18 protein-coding genes and 1 tRNA gene are annotated in these 17,911 nt (G+C 56.8%); 15 read left to right on the top strand and 4 right to left on the bottom strand.

Annotated elements, in window-relative coordinates; translation table 11 throughout:
* The first annotated feature begins 19 nt into the window (after positions 1-19).
* The 3 genes from JFV30_RS00165 (at position 20) to JFV30_RS00155 (ending at position 3,265) form a co-directional block, all read left to right on the top strand.
* Positions 20-607, top strand: a complete 588-nt coding sequence (locus JFV30_RS00165; RefSeq protein ID WP_034096393.1) for a sigma-E factor negative regulatory protein — start codon at positions 20-22, stop codon at positions 605-607.
* A gap of 16 nt (positions 608-623) precedes the next feature.
* Complete coding sequence (locus JFV30_RS00160) at positions 624-1,580, top strand: MucB/RseB C-terminal domain-containing protein (RefSeq protein WP_201121466.1); 957 nt, start codon at positions 624-626, stop codon at positions 1,578-1,580.
* Between the two features lie 245 nt (positions 1,581-1,825).
* Positions 1,826-3,265 (top strand): DegQ family serine endoprotease, encoded by a 1,440-nt coding sequence (locus tag JFV30_RS00155; RefSeq protein ID WP_003211993.1) that lies wholly within the window; start codon positions 1,826-1,828, stop codon positions 3,263-3,265.
* Between the two features lie 67 nt (positions 3,266-3,332).
* Here the strand turns inward: JFV30_RS00155 and JFV30_RS00150 are convergent, their stop codons facing one another.
* Positions 3,333-4,766 (bottom strand): M48 family metalloprotease, encoded by a 1,434-nt coding sequence (locus JFV30_RS00150; protein ID WP_010176586.1) that lies wholly within the window; start codon positions 4,764-4,766, stop codon positions 3,333-3,335.
* 95 nt (positions 4,767-4,861) lie between these two features.
* Between JFV30_RS00150 and JFV30_RS00145 the strand changes: the two genes are divergently transcribed.
* Together JFV30_RS00145 and JFV30_RS00140 are read left to right on the top strand one after the other, a co-directional pair.
* Positions 4,862-5,101 (top strand): sulfurtransferase TusA family protein, encoded by a 240-nt coding sequence (locus JFV30_RS00145; protein ID WP_003211989.1) that lies wholly within the window; start codon positions 4,862-4,864, stop codon positions 5,099-5,101.
* 40 nt (positions 5,102-5,141) lie between these two features.
* Positions 5,142-6,212: an AI-2E family transporter gene (locus JFV30_RS00140; RefSeq protein WP_003211986.1), complete on the top strand. Its 1,071-nt coding sequence runs from the start codon at positions 5,142-5,144 to the stop codon at positions 6,210-6,212.
* Between the two features lie 133 nt (positions 6,213-6,345).
* On the opposite strand, the gene JFV30_RS00135 is transcribed toward JFV30_RS00140, so the two are convergent.
* Positions 6,346-6,819, bottom strand: coding sequence for a peroxiredoxin (locus tag JFV30_RS00135; protein ID WP_201121465.1), 474 nt, complete (start codon positions 6,817-6,819; stop codon positions 6,346-6,348).
* Between the two features lie 10 nt (positions 6,820-6,829).
* The gene (locus tag JFV30_RS00130; protein WP_003172487.1) at positions 6,830-7,390 is read right to left on the bottom strand and encodes a glycine cleavage system protein R; all 561 of its coding nucleotides are present in this window, start codon (positions 7,388-7,390) and stop codon (positions 6,830-6,832) included.
* Positions 7,391-7,651: 261 nt separating this feature from the next.
* On the opposite strand from JFV30_RS00130, the gene dapA reads away from it, so the two are divergent.
* The 5 genes from dapA to JFV30_RS00105 all read left to right on the top strand — a co-directional run bounded on the left by dapA (position 7,652) and on the right by JFV30_RS00105 (position 11,341).
* Positions 7,652-8,530, top strand: a complete 879-nt coding sequence (dapA, locus tag JFV30_RS00125; protein WP_010176584.1) for a 4-hydroxy-tetrahydrodipicolinate synthase — start codon at positions 7,652-7,654, stop codon at positions 8,528-8,530.
* A 17-nt stretch (positions 8,531-8,547) separates the two neighbouring features.
* The gene (bamC, locus tag JFV30_RS00120; RefSeq protein WP_010176583.1) at positions 8,548-9,663 is read left to right on the top strand and encodes an outer membrane protein assembly factor BamC; all 1,116 of its coding nucleotides are present in this window, start codon (positions 8,548-8,550) and stop codon (positions 9,661-9,663) included.
* Positions 9,664-9,667: 4 nt separating this feature from the next.
* On the top strand, positions 9,668-10,426 hold the full coding sequence (locus tag JFV30_RS00115; RefSeq protein ID WP_010176582.1) for an MBL fold metallo-hydrolase: 759 nt from the start codon (positions 9,668-9,670) through the stop codon (positions 10,424-10,426).
* 28 nt (positions 10,427-10,454) lie between these two features.
* Positions 10,455-11,168, top strand: coding sequence for a phosphoribosylaminoimidazolesuccinocarboxamide synthase (gene purC / locus JFV30_RS00110; RefSeq protein WP_003211975.1), 714 nt, complete (start codon positions 10,455-10,457; stop codon positions 11,166-11,168).
* 83 nt (positions 11,169-11,251) lie between these two features.
* Positions 11,252-11,341: transfer RNA gene (locus JFV30_RS00105), tRNA-Ser, on the top strand.
* Between the two features lie 242 nt (positions 11,342-11,583).
* On the opposite strand, the gene JFV30_RS00100 is transcribed toward JFV30_RS00105, so the two are convergent.
* Positions 11,584-12,267, bottom strand: coding sequence for a hypothetical protein (locus JFV30_RS00100; protein WP_201121464.1), 684 nt, complete (start codon positions 12,265-12,267; stop codon positions 11,584-11,586).
* 172 nt (positions 12,268-12,439) lie between these two features.
* Between JFV30_RS00100 and JFV30_RS00095 the strand changes: the two genes are divergently transcribed.
* The 5 genes from JFV30_RS00095 (at position 12,440) to JFV30_RS00075 (ending at position 17,824) form a co-directional block, all read left to right on the top strand.
* Positions 12,440-13,840: a hypothetical protein gene (locus tag JFV30_RS00095; RefSeq protein ID WP_201121463.1), complete on the top strand. Its 1,401-nt coding sequence runs from the start codon at positions 12,440-12,442 to the stop codon at positions 13,838-13,840.
* A gap of 53 nt (positions 13,841-13,893) precedes the next feature.
* Entirely contained in the window at positions 13,894-14,082 is a 189-nt protein-coding gene (locus tag JFV30_RS00090) for a helix-turn-helix transcriptional regulator (RefSeq protein WP_201121462.1), read from the top strand.
* 425 nt (positions 14,083-14,507) lie between these two features.
* Positions 14,508-15,182 carry an inovirus Gp2 family protein gene (locus JFV30_RS00085; protein WP_201121461.1) on the top strand — a complete coding sequence of 225 codons (675 nt, stop codon included), beginning with the start codon at positions 14,508-14,510 and terminating at the stop codon, positions 15,180-15,182.
* 262 nt (positions 15,183-15,444) lie between these two features.
* Complete coding sequence (locus JFV30_RS00080; RefSeq protein ID WP_201121460.1) at positions 15,445-16,917, top strand: EAL domain-containing protein; 1,473 nt, start codon at positions 15,445-15,447, stop codon at positions 16,915-16,917.
* A 241-nt stretch (positions 16,918-17,158) separates the two neighbouring features.
* Positions 17,159-17,824, top strand: a complete 666-nt coding sequence (locus JFV30_RS00075) for a response regulator transcription factor (protein ID WP_201121459.1) — start codon at positions 17,159-17,161, stop codon at positions 17,822-17,824.
* Positions 17,825-17,911: the final 87 nt, after the last annotated feature.

Raw genomic sequence — 17,911 nt, 5'->3', positions numbered from 1 at the left:
AGCCAAGAGAGGAACCGCCATGAGTCGTGATGCCCTGCAGGAATCGCTGTCCGCAGTGATGGATAACGAAGCGGATGAACTGGAACTTCGTCGAGTGCTTAATGCATTTGATGACGCCGAAACCCGTGATACCTGGTCTCGTTACCAAGTCGCTCGGGCGGTGATGCACAAGGATCTTCTAATCCCTCGTCTGGATATTGCTGCGGCCGTTTCTGCTGCGCTGGCTGATGAAGCCGTTCCGGCAAAAGCTGCTCGCGGTCCTTGGCGTAGCCTGGGTCGTTTGGCAGTCGCTGCTTCGGTGACCGTTGCTGTGTTGGCAGGTGTTCGCCTGTACAACCAGGACGAAATCGCCGGTGCCGAACTGGCCCAACAAACCCAGCAACCGGTCATGGCCGGTCCGCAGGTCAAGGGTCCAGCCGTACTGGCCGGCTACAAGGAAAGCTCCGATGCCACCGGGCCTATGGCCAACGGTGTACTTCAAGGGCAATCCGGCTGGCAGGACCAGCGTCTTCCAGGCTACCTGCGCCAACACGCACAGGAATCGGCCTTGAAGGGCACTGAAAGCGCTCTGCCATACGCTCGCGCTGCAAGCCTGGAAAACCGCTAGACCGCCAAGGAGCTTTATGCGCGCCATACCGCTCCTTGCGTTGTTGCTCAGTGGCTGGTTTGCAGTCCCCGCCCATGCCGACGAAGCCCAAGACTGGCTTACGCGTCTTGGGCGGGCGGAGCAGCAACAAAGCTTTCAGGGCACCTTCATCTACGAGCGTAACGGTAGTTTTTCTACCCACGACATCTGGCATCGCGTCCAGAACGGTCAGGTCCGTGAGCGGCTTTTGCAGCTCGATGGTTCTGCCCAGGAAGTCCTGCGCGTCGATGGCCGTACCCAATGCGTGAGTGGCACACTGGTTGCCGGGCTTGGGGGCTCCCCCGATTCTCCTTCACGCACCCTTGATCCGCAAAAACTCAAAGCTTTCTACGAGCTTGCCGTTATCGGCAAATCGCGCGTGGCGGGTCGAAATGCGGTGATTGTCTCTGTGACTCCCCGGGATCAATACCGTTATGGCTTTGAGCTGCACCTGGACCGCGAAACCGCGCTGCCACTGAAGTCGTTATTGCTTAACGACCAGGGCCAGTTGCTGGAGCGATTCCAGTTCACCCAGCTCAATACGTCGGTGCCTGATGATCGTGACCTGCAGTCCAGTGGCGAATGTACGCCTGTGGCTGTAACCAGCGCCAAGGCCCCGGAGGTCGAAGTTCCTCAGGATTGGCGCCTCGATTGGCTGCCGCCAGGCTTCCAGTTGGTCAACAGCAGCGCCCATAAAGATCCCCATACCAAGGTAATCGTCAGCAGTTTGATGTATGACGATGGCCTGGCACGTTTCTCCGTGTTTTTGGAGCCGCTCAACGGTGCGACCGTGACCGAGACTCGAACCCAGCTGGGCCCGACCGTCGCTGTATCACGGCGTCTCAATACCCTGGAAGGCGAGGTGATGGTGACTGTCGTCGGTGAAATCCCGATTGGCACCGCCGAACGGATTGCGCTGTCTGTACGCAGCGGCACCACGCCCGCCAAGCCGTGAGTTGTTAATCCTATGTTCATCCTGATATTTCAATGTTGCGCAGGAGAAAGTCGATGCCTGCCTCTGTCGAGAGCATGAAATGTCTGGATCATTTTTTTCACTTGCTAAAATCCCCTATGTTTTTTATAGGTCAGTGCCTGCCGGCCCTGGCCTTGTTTTGTTCGCGGAACAAAAATGTCGGTCGCAGTTTTTTCGGCGTTTATTGAACCCTGTCGCTCAACCCTGCTCGTCGTAACGGGAGCTGTATGTCGATACCACGTTTGAAGTCTTACCTATCCATAGTCGCCACGGTGCTGGTGCTGGGTCAGGCCGTTACCGCGCAAGCGGCCGAGCTGCCTGACTTCACCCAATTGGTGGAGCAGGCGTCGCCTGCCGTGGTGAACATCAGTACTACGCAGAAGCTGCCGGATCGCAAAGTTTCCAACCAGCAGATGCCCGACCTGGAAGGCCTGCCGCCGATGCTGCGGGAGTTCTTCGAGCGTGGCATGCCCCAGCCGCGTACGCCGCGTGGCGGTGGTGGTGGCCAGCGCGAGGCCCAGTCCCTGGGTTCGGGTTTCATCATCTCGCCTGACGGCTACATCCTGACCAACAACCACGTGATTGCCGACGCTGACGAGATTCTCGTGCGCCTGGCTGACCGCAGCGAGCTGAAAGCCAAGCTGGTGGGCACCGACCCACGTTCCGACGTGGCCCTGCTGAAAATCGAAGGCAAGGACCTGCCGGTGCTCAAGCTGGGCAAATCCCAGGACCTGAAAGCCGGGCAATGGGTAGTCGCCATCGGTTCGCCGTTTGGTTTTGACCATACCGTGACCCAAGGCATCGTCAGCGCCATCGGTCGCAGCCTGCCAAACGAAAACTACGTGCCGTTCATCCAGACCGACGTGCCAATCAACCCGGGTAACTCCGGTGGCCCACTGTTCAACCTGGCGGGCGAAGTGGTCGGCATCAACTCGCAGATCTACACCCGTTCCGGTGGTTTCATGGGCGTGTCCTTTGCGATTCCAATCGACGTGGCCATGGACGTTTCCAACCAGCTGAAAACCGGTGGCAAAGTCAGCCGCGGCTGGCTGGGTGTGGTGATCCAGGAAGTGAACAAGGACCTGGCTGAATCCTTCGGTCTCGACAAGCCGGCCGGTGCCCTGGTCGCGCAGATTCAGGACGATGGCCCGGCTGCCAAAGGCGGCTTGCAAGTCGGTGACGTGATTCTGAGCATGAACGGCCAGCCGATTGTCATGTCTGCAGACTTGCCGCACCTGGTGGGCGCGCTCAAGGCCGGCAGCAAGGCCAAGCTGGAAGTGATTCGCGACGGCAAGCGCCAGAACGTTGAGCTGACCGTAGGTGCGATCCCGGAAGAAGGCGCGGCACTTGATGCGCTGGGTAACAGCAAGCCGGGTGCAGAGCGCAGCAGCAACCGCCTGGGCATCGCCGTGGTCGAGTTGACCGATGAGCAGAAGAAAAGCTTCGACCTCAAGAGTGGCGTAGTGATCAAGGAAGTCCAGGACGGTCCTGCCTCCCTGATCGGCCTGCAGCCGGGTGATGTCATTACTCACCTGAACAACCAGGCCATCAACTCCACCAAAGAGTTCACCGACATCGCCAAGGCGCTGCCGAAGAACCGCTCGGTGTCGATGCGTGTCCTGCGTCAGGGTCGCGCCAGCTTCATTACCTTCAAACTGGCCGAGTAATCCGCTAGTCCAATAAAAAGCCCCGCTCTTGATGCACGAGAGCGGGGCTTTTTTGTGGCTGTAAGGTTTAGCCCATCATGTCTTTGATCATGCGTTCCTGATCGATCAGTTCACGTTGGCGTGCATCGATACGTGACGAAAGCGGGAAGTTGCTGCCGGCGCGACGCTTGGCGAAGTCCAGTTGTTGAATGGCCTGCTTGAAGTCCCCTACCAGCGCGAAGTACTCGGCGCGGGCCTGATGCAGGCCGATGATATTGCCCGACAAACCCCGGGTTTCCGCGACCTGATACCAGACGTCCGGATCGTCGGTGCGTGATTTAAGCAGGCCTTCGAGGGCTTTTTCCGCGTCAGCGGTGCGGCTTTGCTTGAGCAGCAGATCCACCCGAACCTGATTCAGCGGGTAGTTGCCTGGATATTGCGTCAACATCCGGTCCGTACGCTGCTGGGCATCCGGCAGGCGATTGTTGCTCATGTCCAACTCGATCTGCGCCAGGTTGTAGGTGATGTCGTTGGGCGCCTTGGCCAGCAGCGGCTTCAGGTTTTCCCGGGCCAGGTTGAATTGCGCACCTTTGATCTGGGCGATGGCGAGGCCATAACGCGCCACATCGTTTTTCGGGTTTTCATCCAGCTGAGCCTGGAAGCGTTTGGCTGCCAGGCCCGGAGTGTCTTCGTAATACAACTGCACACGAGCGCGGATCAGTTGGTAGCGCAGGCTGTCCTCAATACCGCCCGGCTTGGCTTGCTCCGCGCGGTTGCGGGTGTCTGCGATCCGCGATTCGGTGACCGGGTGAGTCAGCAGGAATTCTGGCGGCTTGGCGTCAAAGCGGTATTGGCGCATCAAGCGCTCAAACATGGTCGGCATGGAGCGCGGGTCGTAGCCGGCCTTCTCCAGGTTGAGGATGCCGATACGGTCAGCCTCTTGCTCGTTTTGCCGGGAAAAGCGACGTTGTTCCTGGATTGCGGCGGCCTGGCTGCCGGCAATCGCGGCAATGCCCGCATCGCCTGCACCCGCGGCAGCGGCAATGATGCCGCCGAGCAGCGCAGCCATCATCGGGATTTGCATGCGTTGCTGCGCTTCCACGCCCCGGGCGAAGTGGCGTTGGGACAAGTGAGCCAGTTCGTGAGCCAGTACAGAGGCATATTCGCCTTCGGTCTGGGCATTGAGAAACAGGCCGCCGTTGACCCCGACGATGCCGCCTGGTGCGGCAAAGGCATTCAGTTGCGGGCTGTTGATCAGAATGAATTCCAGGCGCCGGTCATTGACCTGGCTGGTCTCCACCAGTTTGTAAACGCTGGTTTCGACGTAATCCTTGAGTTGCGGGTCGTTGAGTTGCGAGACCTGGCCACGCAGGTAGGCGAGCCATGCCCGACCCAAATCGTATTCCTGTTTTGGCGAGACAATGGCAGAACTGGCGTCGCCAAGTGACGGCAGGTCGTCGGCGAAGCCTGGAGAGGCAAGCAGGCAAGCCAGCGTCAGCAGGGTAGGGCGCAAAAAAGTCATGCACAAAGCCTTTCGACAAAGAGCTTACTGTAGCCGGACACTGAGCTTCGGACCAGATATTCTAAGCGCCCCCGACGCCCACCCGGAGCAAAACCATGACCGACGCTGTAGCCTTCGATGCCGAACTGGATGCCAGTGGCCTTAACTGTCCGCTGCCCTTGCTCAAGGCCAAGCTGGAACTCAATCGGCTGGCCAGCGGCGCGGTGCTCAAGGTGATCGCCACAGACGCGGGTTCCCAGCGGGATTTCCGTACATTTGCCAAGCTGGCCGGCCACACCCTGTTGCATGAAGAAGACGAAGCGGGCGTCTATCGTTACTGGTTGCGCAAGGCCTGAATCGCTTGAACGTGCTGTCCTTATCGCCTGAGGTTTATTGATGTTCAAAGTGTTACGTGACTGGATTCAGCGCTACTTCTCCGACGAAGAAGCCGTGGTGCTGGCCGTCCTGCTGTTTCTCGCCTTTACGGCCGTGCTCACCTTGGGCGGCATGTTGGCGCCGGTACTGGCGGGGATGGTGCTGGCGTACCTGATGCAAGGCCTGGTCTCCATTCTGGAGCGTCTGCGCTTGCCGGGCGGGGCAGCGGTGGGCCTGGTGTTTGCTTTGTTCATGGGCCTGTTGCTGGTGTTTATCGTGATCGTGGTGCCGTTGCTGTGGCATCAGTTGATCACCTTGTTCAACGAGCTGCCGGGCATGCTCGCCAAGTGGCAGTCGCTGCTCTTGCTGTTGCCCGAGCGCTATCCGCACCTGGTGTCGGACGAGCAGGTATTGCAGGCGATTGAAGTGGCGCGCGGCGAAATCGGAAAGTTCGGACAGTGGGCGCTGACCTTTTCCCTTTCGAGCTTGCCGCTGTTGGTCAACATCATGATCTACCTGGTGTTGGTGCCGATCCTGGTGTTTTTCTTCCTCAAGGACCGCGAGATGATCGGTCGTTGGGTGCGTGGCTACCTGCCGCGTGAACGGGCGCTGATTACCCGGGTCGCCGAGGAAATGAACCGGCAGATTGCCAACTACATCCGTGGCAAGGTCATCGAGATCTTCATCTGCGGTGGGGTCACCTACATCGGCTTTGTCGCACTGGGGCTGAACTATGCAGCCCTGCTGGCTTTGCTGGTCGGCGTTTCAGTGGTCGTGCCCTATGTTGGCGCGGTGGTGGTGACGGTGCCGGTGATGCTGATCGCGCTGTTCCAGTGGGGCTGGAGTGATCAGTTCATCTACCTCATGGCGGTCTACGGCATTATCCAGGTGCTGGATGGCAACGTGCTGGTGCCATTGCTGTTCTCCGAGGCGGTGAACCTGCATCCGGTGGCGATCATCTGTGCGGTGTTGTTGTTTGGCGGGTTGTGGGGCTTCTGGGGGGTATTCTTTGCGATTCCCCTGGCGACGCTGTTCAAGGCGGTGCTGGATGCCTGGCCCCGGCAGGAGCCCGTTGTCGCGCCATTACTCTGATATCTGTGGTGCCGGTGCAGACCTCATCGCGGGCAAGCCCGGCTCCCACATTTGACTGAGTTGTGATGTCGAACGACGATCACATGTGGGAGCTGTCTTGCCTGCGATAGCTATTCCAACGCCAGCAAGTGAATCAAGCCTTGTTCAGCGCTTGCGCCGCTGCTAATACAGCGTCCACATGGCCGGGCACTTTCACACCACGCCATTCCTGGCGCAGCACGCCATCCTTGTCGATCAGGAAGGTGCTGCGATCAACGCCCAGGTATTCCTTGCCATACAGCTTCTTCAGCTTGATCACATCAAACAGCTGGCAAACCGCTTCGTCCTTGTCGCTGATCAGCTCAAAGGGGAATGCCTGCTTGGCCTTGAAGTTCTCGTGGGACTTCACGCTGTCCCGGGACACGCCAAACACCACGGTGTTGGCGGCCTCGAACGCTGCGTGCTGGTCACGAAAGCCCTGGCCTTCGGTGGTGCAGCCCGGGGTGCTGTCTTTCGGGTAGAAGTAGGTCACCACTTGCTTGCCCTTGAGCCCGGCGAGGCTGAAGGTCTGCCCGCTGGTTGCCTGGGCTTCGAAGTCGGCTACCGGTTTGTCGATGACTACAGCCATGAAAACTTCCTTACATTGGGTTCTGTGGGCGCCATGGCTCGATCAGTGCGTCGAGGTTCAGGGCATCGGCGAAATCCAGGAACTGGTCGCGCAGCCAACTGATCTGCACGCCGGCCGGCAAGGTCACGGTAAAGGTGGCGTTGAGCATGGTGCCGCCGGTCTGCGGGGCCTGATAGGTGTCGCAGGTCAGGTTTTCCAGCTCGACGTTGTGGTCGATAAAGAACTGGCACAGCTCGTTGACGATGTCCGAGCGGTAGGCCGAGCTGACATAGGCAACGTAGGGCAGGGCCTGGGGACGGTTCTCCAGGGCCGCACTGCGCACCACGTTGACCGTGAAGTCATGCTTCTTGGCCAAGCCCGGCAAGCCGGTCTCGAGGCGGGCCAGGGCATCCCAGGTTCCGGAAATCTGCAGGACCAGCGCGCTGCACTCGCCATGGCGGGTCAGGCGGGAGGTCACGACGGCGCAGCGGTTTTCATGGCTGGCGCGGCACAGGACGTTAGTCAGCTCCATGGGGTTGGCGCCAAGGGCACTGATGACAAGGAATTGTTCGCGGACTGTGGGGGTGGACATGCAGCCTTCCTAAAGCGATGAGCGGTCGATACGATGAAAGCGGTATCAATCAAAGGATGAAGGGTAGCGAAAACCATCGCCAAGGGCTAGGAGGTGGCGTTTTCATTACGTAATCAGCTTCATCAAACCCCGCTTTGGCCCAATGATGGCGTTGCTGCGAACTAAGTTGATCCAGAACGCATCCTCAGACTGTACTTCGCTTGTACAAGCATCTTGGCGCCAGTACCATTACCGCTCTCTTTTTCCGGCAGGAGCGGTTGCATGATTGCGGGCAGTATGGTGGCACTGGTCACACCCATGGATGCACAAGGTAATCTCGACTGGGACAGCCTGGGCAAACTGGTGGACTTCCACCTGCAAGAGGGCACCAACGCCATCGTGGCGGTCGGCACCACAGGTGAATCGGCCACACTTGATGTGGAAGAACACATCGAAGTGATCGAGTTCGTGGTCAAGCGCGTTGCAGGGCGTATCGCTGTGATCGCCGGCACGGGCGCCAATTCGACCCGCGAAGCGATCGAATTGACCCGCAACGCCAAGAAAGCCGGCGCCGATGCCTGCCTGCTGGTGACGCCGTACTACAACAAGCCGACCCAGGAAGGCCTGTACCTGCACTTCCGCGCCATTGCCGAAGCGGTCGACATCCCGCAGATCCTCTACAACGTGCCCGGTCGCACCGCTTGCGACATGAAAGCCGAGACCGTGATCCGCCTGTCCACCGTACCGAACATCATTGGTATCAAGGAAGCCACCGGTGACCTGCAACGCGCCAAGGACATCCTGGCCGGCGTCAGCAGCGACTTCCTGGTGTATTCCGGTGACGACGCCACTGCTGTCGAACTGATCCTGCTGGGCGGCAAAGGCAACATCTCGGTGACTGCCAACGTCGCACCGCGCGCCATGAGCGAGCTGTGTGCCGCTGCCATTGCCGGTGATGCGGTCAAGGCCCGGGCGATCCACGAGCAATTGGCACCGCTCAACAAAACCCTGTTTATCGAATCCAACCCTATCCCCGTGAAATGGGCGCTGCATGAGATGGGCCTGATGCCGGACGGTATCCGTCTGCCGCTCACCTGGCTCAGCGAAGCCTGTCACGAACCGCTGCGACAGGCCCTGCGCCAGTCCGGCGTCCTGGTTTAATTGAGGAAGCACTACGCATGAAGCGATTGGCCGGACTTTCCGCACTTGCCTTGATTATCTCCAGCACCAGTGGCTGCGGTTGGATCTGGGGCCCGGAAGGCTACTTCCGCGACCGCGGTAGCGATTACCTGGAAGCCCAACAAACCGCCCCGATGAAATTGCCGTCGGACGTCAATGTCGCCAAGCGCCTTGACCCGTTGCTGCCGATCCCGCGCAACGTAGCCGACGACACCTTCAAGGGTGAATACGAAGTGCCGCGTCCACAGCCGCTGTCGGCCGTGGCCGATGCCAGCGACTACAGCCTGCAGAAGAGCGGCGACACCCGTTGGGTCATGGCTCAGCGCCCACCTGCCGAAGTCTGGCCGGTGGCCGTGCAGTTCTTCCAGGACAACGGTTTCCGCATTGACGAGCAACGCCCGCAGACCGGTGAATTCACCACCGCGTGGCAGCACACCAGCGAACTGTCGGCCTCCATGGCCAAGCGCCTGCAAGCCGGCGGCGTAGCCAATGACAGCGAAGCCCGCATCCGCGTGCGTATCGAGCCAGGCGTGCAACGCAACACCAGTGAAGTCTACGTGGTCAGCGCCGAGCGTCCTGCCGGCAGCACCGCCAACGTCGACTTCACCCCGCGCTCGGTCAACACCGGCGTGGACGCTGCCCTGGTCGACGAAATGCTCGCCAGCATGAGCCGTATCTCCGAGAAGGGCGGTTCCGTCTCCCTGCTCGCCGCCGGCAGCTTTGACACACCAAGCCGAGTCAGCCTCAGCGAAGACGGCAGCGGCAACGTAGTGCTCAACCTGGGTGAAGACCTGGACCGTGCCTGGTCGAGTGTCGGCCGCGCGCTGGAACACGGCGAATGGCGCGTTGAAGATATCAACCGCAGCCTGGGCCTGTACTACATCAACCTGGCCGAAAAAGCCGAGAAGAAAGACGACGAGCCAGGTTTCTTCAGCAAGTTGTTCGGCAGCAAGCCGACCAAGGAAGAGATCGAGACCCGCGCCGAGCGTTACCAGGTTCGTTTGAGCAAGGTTGGCGACAGCGTGCAAGTCACCGTCGAGAAAAACATCAATACTGTGGCGCCGGCTGATGTGGCGCGCAAAGTGTTGGGCGTGATTCAGGACAACCTGGGCTGATCCGATGCGTTTTGCCGTTCTCGGCAGCGGTAGCCAAGGGAATGGCACGCTTGTAGCCCACGACGACACGTACGTCCTGGTGGATTGTGGTTTCTCCCTGCGGGAAACCGAGCGGCGCCTGCTGCGCCTGGGGGTTCACCCCTCGCAGCTGAGTGCGATTCTGGTGACCCACGAACATGCCGACCACGTGCATGGCGTGGGTTTGCTGTCTCGGCGCTACAATCTTCCGGTGTACCTGAGCCGCGGTACCTTGCGCGGGATGCGCAAACCGATTGAACCCGCGGGTTTGCTGGCTGGTGGCGAGCAATTGCAGGTCGGTGCCTTGAGCATCGATGTAGTTGCCGTGGCCCACGATGCCCAGGAACCGACGCAATACGTATTCAGTGACGGTGAACGGCGCTTCGGCCTGCTCACCGACCTGGGTTCCTACTGCGCCAAGGTGCTGGACGGTTACCGCGACCTCGATGCATTGATGATCGAGTCCAACCACTGCCGTGACCTGCTTGCGCGGGGTCACTACCCGGCCTTTCTCAAGCGACGGGTCGGCGGGCAGTTTGGACATTTGAACAACCACCAGGCGGCGTACCTGGTGTATGAGTTGGGCTGGCAAGACCTGCAACACCTGGTCCTGGCCCACCTGAGCAGCAAGAACAACCTGCCGCAGCTGGCCCGGCAATGTTTTGTCGACACCCTTGGGTGCGACCCGGACTGGCTGCAACTGGCCGATCAAGATTCAGGGCTCGACTGGCGACACATCGCCTAGCCCACCTACTTAGCAAGCGGAGCCCATCATGGAAAAACGTGAAGAACTCTACCGCGGCAAAGCCAAATCGGTTTACAAGACCGACGACGCCAACCGCTTGATCCTGCTGTTTCGCAACGACACCTCGGCGTTCGACGGCAAGCGCATCGAACAGCTCGACCGCAAAGGCATGGTGAACAACAAGTTCAACGCCTTCATCATGCAGAAACTCGAGGCGGCCGGCATTCCGACCCAATTCGACAAACTGCTGGGCGACAACGAATGCCTGGTGAAAAAACTCGACATGATCCCGGTCGAGTGCGTCGTGCGTAACTACGCTGCCGGCAGCCTGGTGAAGCGTCTGGGCGTGGAGGAGGGCCTCAAGCTCAATCCTTACACCTTCGAACTGTTCCTGAAGGACGACGCCAAGGGCGACCCGTTCATCAACGAATCCCACGTGGTGGCATTCGGTTGGGGCACCGCTGAGCAACTGGCTCGCATGAAAGAACTGTCGCTGAAGGTCAACGACGTCCTGAGCAAACTGTTCGACGACGCCGGCCTGCTGCTGGTGGACTTCAAACTGGAGTTTGGTGTTTTCCACGACGGCTCCATCGTCCTGGGCGACGAATTCAGCCCGGATGGCTGCCGCCTGTGGGACAAAGACACCCGCAAGAAGATGGACAAAGATCGCTTCCGCCAGGGCCTCGGTGACGTCATCGAAGCCTACGAAGAAGTCGCCAACCGTCTTGGCGTACCGCTGTAATCGACGCAAGCATCTGATAGCACGGAAAAAAATCGCTTAGGCGCTTTGCTTCCACGAAACAGGCTGTTATGATGCGCGCCGTTGGAGAGATGCCAGAGTGGCCGAATGGGACGGATTCGAAATCCGTTGTACCTTCACCGGTACCTAGGGTTCGAATCCCTATCTCTCCGCCATTATTTAAGCTAAAGGCCCCGTTTTACGGGGCCTTTTTGCATTCTGTGGTTTCTGTTCCCCCATTTGTTCCCCCATGTGGATTTTGGAAAGTTATCTGCGCCGTTGGATAGCTCCGGATCTAGAGTGCGCTAGGTTCCCATGTCGTCGTTTGTGTCGATTACTGCATTGGCACTGCCATAGCGCTCTCAAGTACGCGTGAGTTCATAAGGAGGGTGCTGATGCCTGTCGGCTCCTGTGCTACTCATTGCAGCTCAGTCTCTCTGTTGGGCAGGTCGTTGCTCAAGGCAGCCATCGTGTTCACGGTCTTCACGTACTTCAGTCGCATTTCCACCTCTCGCTTTACGCTCTCCATATCACCGCTAAACGGTGGTTGTTCGCACTCCATGGTTTGCTCCCACATAACAAGCAGCTCTGTTGATCGCTCCAGGTGTCTTGTGATTGCTTCAAGTTGAGTCCTGAGAAGCTCTATGGCGACTTCTGAGCGCTTTCGTTCGAATGCTAGAGTCGCCTTTAGGGTCTTTGCTCGCTCGCTGTGCGTTCTTACAGCCCGCTCGGCGTCGTCGATGAGCGTGATGATGGCTTCTGTCTCTGTGATCTTGTTGTCCTTGGCTCGACGAGAAAGGTTCGCTCTAGTCGAGTTTGGGAGCGAAAAGGTACACGGCTTTCTGCCGTGACTTGGTGAGCGATAGCGGTGCTGTCTCAGCGCGCTTTTCAATCGGGTAACAAGCTTCAACCCCTCGGCTGACTGCTCAAGGTATGTGATGGCTGCTGCTACCTGTTCGTAGCCCTCTTTCATTGTTTGGGTGGCATTTCTTATGCCTCCGCGCATAGCGGCGTCGGCATGCTTGCTGATGTATTTCTGTGCCCACTGCCATTCATCACCAGCTTTGCGTAACCATCTCATCTCACTCCCGTCGTTGATCATTATTTGTCTCCATCGGCCTTACGTGATTTCTTGCGAGCGCAAACATATGAGTCTAGCGTGACAGTGGCGTTATTGTCGCGTTATTGGTAGTGTTATTCGTTGTGTTATTGTCTCATTTAGAGATTAATTATAGGGTATAAAAACTGCTGGTTATTGTAGGGGACTCCAAGGCGTGAGGATTTTTATCAAGGAGTTTATGGAGTGTCTCAAGGGTGCAAAGCCGGAGACCAGGTTCTTTTTTGAGCTGCTCGTTGCTAGAGCAGCCTGCGGGGATGGCGATGATGAGGGCTATGGCATTGAGGCGCTTACTCAGCAGTTTCGGCTTTCTCAAAAGCTGGTAAGTGATGCTTTGGCGGATTTGGTTCGATTAGGCATGATGGTGCAACAGAGCTTAATGCGGGTGGGTAAAGGCAGGCCTGCGATCAGGTATGTATTCTCACCTGCGGTGATACACGCGCTGAAAGCTAGTGGGCCTGCTTATGAGATTCACGTCTCGCTGCTCGAACGCATATTTTCTGACGCGAAAATTGAGGTAGAGGTGCCTGGCCTTCAGTCACGCACCGTGAAAGAGAGAGTGAAAATTACCAAGACTGGTAAACCCGCGCCTCCAGGAGCTTGTAAGCGACTGAGTGCCTGTAATCGGCTGTTGTTCGCTACCTTGCTTGCTCGTGCCGATCAGTGTGGAGTAGTCAGTGGGCTCGGAGGACCGGAATTACGGAAATTAACGGGCTTTGACTCTGCAAGTCTGAAGCACCGCCTTCGGCGGCTGATGGATCTGGGGTTGATCCGTCGTTATGTACCCGGTATATCGAGCTCAATTTTTGCGAAGTCGAAGATAAGCAGCACCTATTTTCTAAATCTGAATCATCCCAGCTTTGGGCTTCAGGGAAAGTATGCAGTGACAGTGCATCAAGCCTGGATTCCTGAGGATAAAGCTTTTACCCATGTTGGTTGGCTAAGAGCCGATGTCCTAGATTATGCCCGAGGGGCTAGACATCCCGATTCAGTGACACCGATTAGCGTCGCTCGTTTTTTGGTGGGGCAGCGTCCGCGTGTTTATGCGGTGCTCCAGATCATCCTGTATCGGTATGCCTCGTTTTTGCTCTCCCATCACTGGCGGGCTCTTTTGCCGGGCGCCTACATGTTGGATGACAGGCTCTACGAAATGATAAAGCTTGATTTTCGCAAGCCGGTCCTAAAATTGATCGGCGAGAATGCTACAGCAGAGCAAGCCAAGCTTGATGCCGAATGGGTTGAGATAATCGAACACTTTTACACGCTCACACATGAGATAGCTCATGAGTTCCGTAGCAGATTTGGTCAGGCGACTTTTCTTCAGTTTGAATCTGCCCAAATGAGCGTGCTACCTGTTGCTGATGACCTTGGTTATAAGGTTATTGCAATGGTACTGAGATCAACTTCTAGTGGTGCGGAAGGGTTTGTTTGGCTGGACGAGTCGAGTCAAGGTGTTGTCACGCGACGGGCGGAGACTTTGGAGTCTGAAGTTGACTTACGAAATCGCTATGACTTCGGGCTACTCACCCGGCCCAAGCGGTGTCCGAGCAAGGTGTAGGTCATTTTTTACAGGCCTTGCCAATCCTCTGAACGAACAGAGGAGTCCCGTTCATGAGGATCATTCGCCTGAAAGACGTCATCGACTCAACCGGTCTAGGTCGCTCTACCATCTATAAGTACATCGCCGATGGAGCCTTCCCCAAGCCGGTTTCACTGGGAGAGCGCAGCGTTGGTTGGGTGGAGGAGGAGGTACACGAGTGGATTCTGGCTCGAATCGAAGAGCGCGACACGGCCGAATAATTTGTTGCGTGAAGGGTGTTGACTAACCGGCATAAGCGCCATGGTCGGATCATCTCCGACCATGGCGCTTATGCCGGAGGCCGTGCGGGTCATTGCGGTCGCTTCAGTGATTCATGGCCTACGTCGAAGTTGAGTTGATCACTATTGCTGATAGCGTGATCCGCGACAGTATGAGGAGGTCCATGCATGGGGGATGCTTTTTTTCCAGAGTGAAGGGATTATCAAAAACTCAACGTATCGTTGGGATTTCAGCGATGTGCCTTCGCAGCTCTCTGAGGTTACTTTCTCGGTGCGGGTAATATGCTTTATAGACCTGTACAGAAGGGGCATCCCTCGAAGGCGAATGCATCAGGGGCAGGAAGGAGGCAGGGTTAAAAACTACTCAGGATGCAGAGGTTATGACCTCCACTCCAAGAGTAGTAATCATGCTTCGTCATCCCGATAACCGAAACCTTCACTTCCACTACGACGACACCTTCGAAGGGCTGCCAGTGATGGTGGAGAAAGGCCCATTCATCCGCGAATACCTTGCTGATCTAAAACGCACCATTGATCTGGCTCTTGATCAATATCCCAGGGTGCTGGCGTTCAGGGTGGACCTACGGCTTCCCTGTGATATTGAACTTGACGGTTACTTGGATTCCAACCAGGTCATTAGCAGGTTCTTTGCCTCATTCAAATCAAAGGTCAAGCATCACCGCGAAATGGCTTCACGGCGATACGAGTACGCTCATAGCTGCAAAGTTCGATATGTCTGGGCACGAGAGCAAGGGTGGCGTGGAAGACCGCACTACCATCTGCTGATCTTGCTAAATCGAGACGCCTTTTACACAGTAGGCAAAATCGCCTCAGACCGAGCCAACATGTTCAGCCGCTTGAACGAGGCGTGGGCGAGCGCGCAGGGGATACCAGTCAATCTAGTTGTAGGGCTGGTAGAGATTCCAGATAACGCGACCTACCGAGTAGCCAGAGAAAAATCTGCGAAAGGATTTGGTGACGATGGGCTTGGTTCACTTTTCAGAAGGGCTAGCTACCTCTGCAAATCGGCTACCAAGGTCTACGGAAGCAATCAGCATGGGTTTGGTTGCAGTAGAGGGTGAATCGCCCCTCATTCCGTAGACACCTCCATGCCTTAACTGAGGCGAATCAGGAGGCGCCATGAGCAACCTACGCTGCCCCGAAGATTCAAAAAAGCCAAGCGGTCAATTAAGTGCCCGGAAATGAAACTGTCTGTCGCTGATGTAGGCGAGTAGGTCAGCTGATGAGAAAGGAGATGCAGGGAGGAAAATCAAAGCCCGGTTCAACACTCTACGGATTACCGGTAGCTACCTATTTCTGACAGCGTGTTAGAACGACGCTTTTATGTGGGAAACCCAACACCCGCTTGGGTGGGGCATCAGTTGTCCTGAGCTGCGCGGGTGTACTTTTAGTCCCAGTCCTATTTGCTTCTTTTTTGCGCTGATAAGCTTTTTCCTGAAACAGTCTCAGGAAATTTTTATCATGATCTTGAATGCCGCCGTGCCCAGCGAGTTCAGCGCATTACGTGTCATCACGTTGGCGTCCGATGCTGTATGTGCACACCGGCTGGCTTCTGCCTTGAGTGGAATGGGGGTGACTCCAATCGTCAACCTCGAATCCTTGAGTGGCGTTGAGGCCTGGTTGGGCGAATATCCAGTCGACGTTATTGTCTGTGAGCTCCGTCCTGAGTGTGGCGACGGGCTGATGTTGCCGAGCCTCCTCAGGGGGATGCATGAGGTGGGCACACTGACCCAGTTCCCCAGTATCTTCTGGACCGGGGAGGCTGCCTTGGATGCACCCTCCAGTGTCGTTGAAGGGGGGCACTCGCTGTGCCACAAAACGCCGACCAGTCCGCTCTGGATCAAGTACATGGGTGGGGTTGCCGTCAGTGCTTTGGAGTCCCATGCCCGATTGGCACGGACGGCAGGCATTTCGGTGGAAATCCTGCGCGAAGGTGCCACCCTGGCCCTGGGCGACGCCTTGCGAGCGGCGGTACTGACGCGTGCGCAACCGGACGCCACGTTGCGAATGAATACGTTCGATTCGTTGGCCGAAGATGAGGTGATCAATGCGCTGACGACGGGGGAGGGCCTGCGCTTTGTGTTCCAGCCGCAATTTGAGTTGCGGAGCCGACGCGTTGTGGGGGCTGAGGCGCTGGTGCGTTGGAAGCACCCACGTTTTGGGGAAATACCGCCTTCTGTATTGATGCCATTGGTCAACAGGTTGGGCCTGGACTTGCTGCTTTTCAGCCTGGTGGAGATGTGGACGATCAAGGTCATGCTTGCGCTAAAACGCGAAAATATCGAGATTCCCATTGCGGTGAATGCGTCGGCAAAGACCATTTGTACGCCTAACTTTTCTGACCGGCTGGCGGCACGTATGCGTCAGGCTGACCTGCCGAGTCGACTGCTCAAAATTGAACTCACCGAGGATGTACCCGAGCCCGACGAACTCTACTTATCGGCCTCGTTGACGGCTATTCGAGCCAAGGGCTTCCAAGTGTCGATGGATGATTTTGGTACGGGTGCCGCTACGTTGAACCTGTTGGCGAACCTGTCGTTTGATGAGATGAAAATTGATGGGTCGTTCGTCCGTGGTGTGGAGCTGCATTCGTCGTCACGTAAAGTCATCGCCGGAATCGTCAACTGGGCACGCCTGCTCAGTTTGAATTTGGTGGCAGAAGGGATCGAGGATGAGTCGACTATTCCGCTGTTGTACCGATTGGGTTGCCGGGTAGGGCAGGGTTACGCGTTGGCACGCCCGATGGAAATTGATGCTTTCTTGAGTTTCGTTATTCAACGGGAAAATAATCTATAGCACTGACCGCTTTTAAGAGTTTTCTGATGTTTATTCTGGCGCGATCACATTAGCTTTTATGGCCTCTGGCTTTCTGGGTTATTTGCCGCTCTTTTCGTTCGCTTGTGTAGTTATGTGCGATTGGTCAATAGCACGGATGTCATTGATTTTATAGGTTCGTCTGAGATGACGAGAACTTACTAAAGATGAGGGCACTGTATATCTCATCCTTTTGCTCGTTATAAAGAGTGCCTTCTGATTTATGAAACGCTTGAAAATTGCTTTGCTGGATGATCATGCAATCGTACGACATGGGTTGGTCAATCGATTGCAGCAGGAACCTGATTTTGAAGTGGTCGGTGTCTATGCCCGCAGCCGTGACGCCATGGCTGGGCTTGCGGTGGCGCCGGCGGAGGTATTGTTGCTGGATTTTGTGCTCGGGCCGAGTGAGTTAGACGGCATCTTGTTGATTCGTGCATTGAGGGTAAAGCACCCGCAGTGCCGCCTCCTGATATTTTCCACCCACCACGACGCTGCGACTGTGATTCTCGCCTTGCGTGTCGGCGCGCGCGGCTTTCTGGGTAAGAGTGAAGACATCAATCAGTTGATCAGCGCTGTCCGGTTGGTGGCATCGGGCGAGGTCTACCTGAGTCCCGACATGGCTTATCGGGTAGCGGAAGCCACGGCCGTGAATAGTCACGGTGAAGAAAGTAACCGGGATGAAGCTTTGCGTTTTGTGAGCCTTTCAGCACGTGAGCAGGACGTGATCCGTTGTTACCTGGCGGGCATGACCATTACGGAAATCGCCGAAAAATTTAGTCGTAGCATCAAGACTATCAGCTCACAAAAAGCCGCGGCATTTCGCAAATTGGGTGTGGTATCGAACAATGAGTTATTCAGAATCAAGCACATTATTGAGGGTATTTGATTCAACTACGCACTGCTCGGAAAAAAGCACGAGTGGGATGTGATTTACCGATCACTGGATATACTCAACTACGGGCTGAACGTTGTA

Source organism: Pseudomonas sp. TH32 (assembly GCF_016650855.1).
In the GTDB taxonomy this organism is placed as follows: domain Bacteria; phylum Pseudomonadota; class Gammaproteobacteria; order Pseudomonadales; family Pseudomonadaceae; genus Aquipseudomonas.
The sequence above is the reverse complement of the archived record's forward strand: the minus strand, read 5'-3'. Positions and strand labels throughout refer to the sequence as shown.

What these genes read in the sequence shown, in the direction of transcription:
- JFV30_RS00165 (WP_034096393.1), top strand. Translation starts at nt 20, where the DNA reads ATGAGTCGTGATGCCCTGCAGGAATCGCTGTCCGCAGTGATGGATAAC.
- JFV30_RS00155 (WP_003211993.1), top strand. Translation starts at nt 1,826, where the DNA reads ATGTCGATACCACGTTTGAAGTCTTACCTATCCATAGTCGCCACGGTG.
- JFV30_RS00100 (WP_201121464.1), bottom strand. Translation starts at nt 12,267, where the DNA reads ATGATCAACGACGGGAGTGAGATGAGATGGTTACGCAAAGCTGGTGAT.
- JFV30_RS00135 (WP_201121465.1), bottom strand. Translation starts at nt 6,819, where the DNA reads ATGGCTGTAGTCATCGACAAACCGGTAGCCGACTTCGAAGCCCAGGCA.
- JFV30_RS00075 (WP_201121459.1), top strand. Translation starts at nt 17,159, where the DNA reads ATGAAACGCTTGAAAATTGCTTTGCTGGATGATCATGCAATCGTACGA.
- JFV30_RS00085 (WP_201121461.1), top strand. Translation starts at nt 14,508, where the DNA reads ATGCTTCGTCATCCCGATAACCGAAACCTTCACTTCCACTACGACGAC.
- JFV30_RS00140 (WP_003211986.1), top strand. Translation starts at nt 5,142, where the DNA reads ATGTTCAAAGTGTTACGTGACTGGATTCAGCGCTACTTCTCCGACGAA.
- JFV30_RS00115 (WP_010176582.1), top strand. Translation starts at nt 9,668, where the DNA reads ATGCGTTTTGCCGTTCTCGGCAGCGGTAGCCAAGGGAATGGCACGCTT.
- JFV30_RS00080 (WP_201121460.1), top strand. Translation starts at nt 15,445, where the DNA reads ATGTGGGAAACCCAACACCCGCTTGGGTGGGGCATCAGTTGTCCTGAG.
- JFV30_RS00130 (WP_003172487.1), bottom strand. Translation starts at nt 7,390, where the DNA reads ATGTCCACCCCCACAGTCCGCGAACAATTCCTTGTCATCAGTGCCCTT.
- JFV30_RS00090 (WP_201121462.1), top strand. Translation starts at nt 13,894, where the DNA reads ATGAGGATCATTCGCCTGAAAGACGTCATCGACTCAACCGGTCTAGGT.
- bamC (WP_010176583.1), top strand. Translation starts at nt 8,548, where the DNA reads ATGAAGCGATTGGCCGGACTTTCCGCACTTGCCTTGATTATCTCCAGC.
- dapA (WP_010176584.1), top strand. Translation starts at nt 7,652, where the DNA reads ATGATTGCGGGCAGTATGGTGGCACTGGTCACACCCATGGATGCACAA.
- JFV30_RS00145 (WP_003211989.1), top strand. Translation starts at nt 4,862, where the DNA reads ATGACCGACGCTGTAGCCTTCGATGCCGAACTGGATGCCAGTGGCCTT.
- purC (WP_003211975.1), top strand. Translation starts at nt 10,455, where the DNA reads ATGGAAAAACGTGAAGAACTCTACCGCGGCAAAGCCAAATCGGTTTAC.
- JFV30_RS00160 (WP_201121466.1), top strand. Translation starts at nt 624, where the DNA reads ATGCGCGCCATACCGCTCCTTGCGTTGTTGCTCAGTGGCTGGTTTGCA.
- JFV30_RS00150 (WP_010176586.1), bottom strand. Translation starts at nt 4,766, where the DNA reads ATGACTTTTTTGCGCCCTACCCTGCTGACGCTGGCTTGCCTGCTTGCC.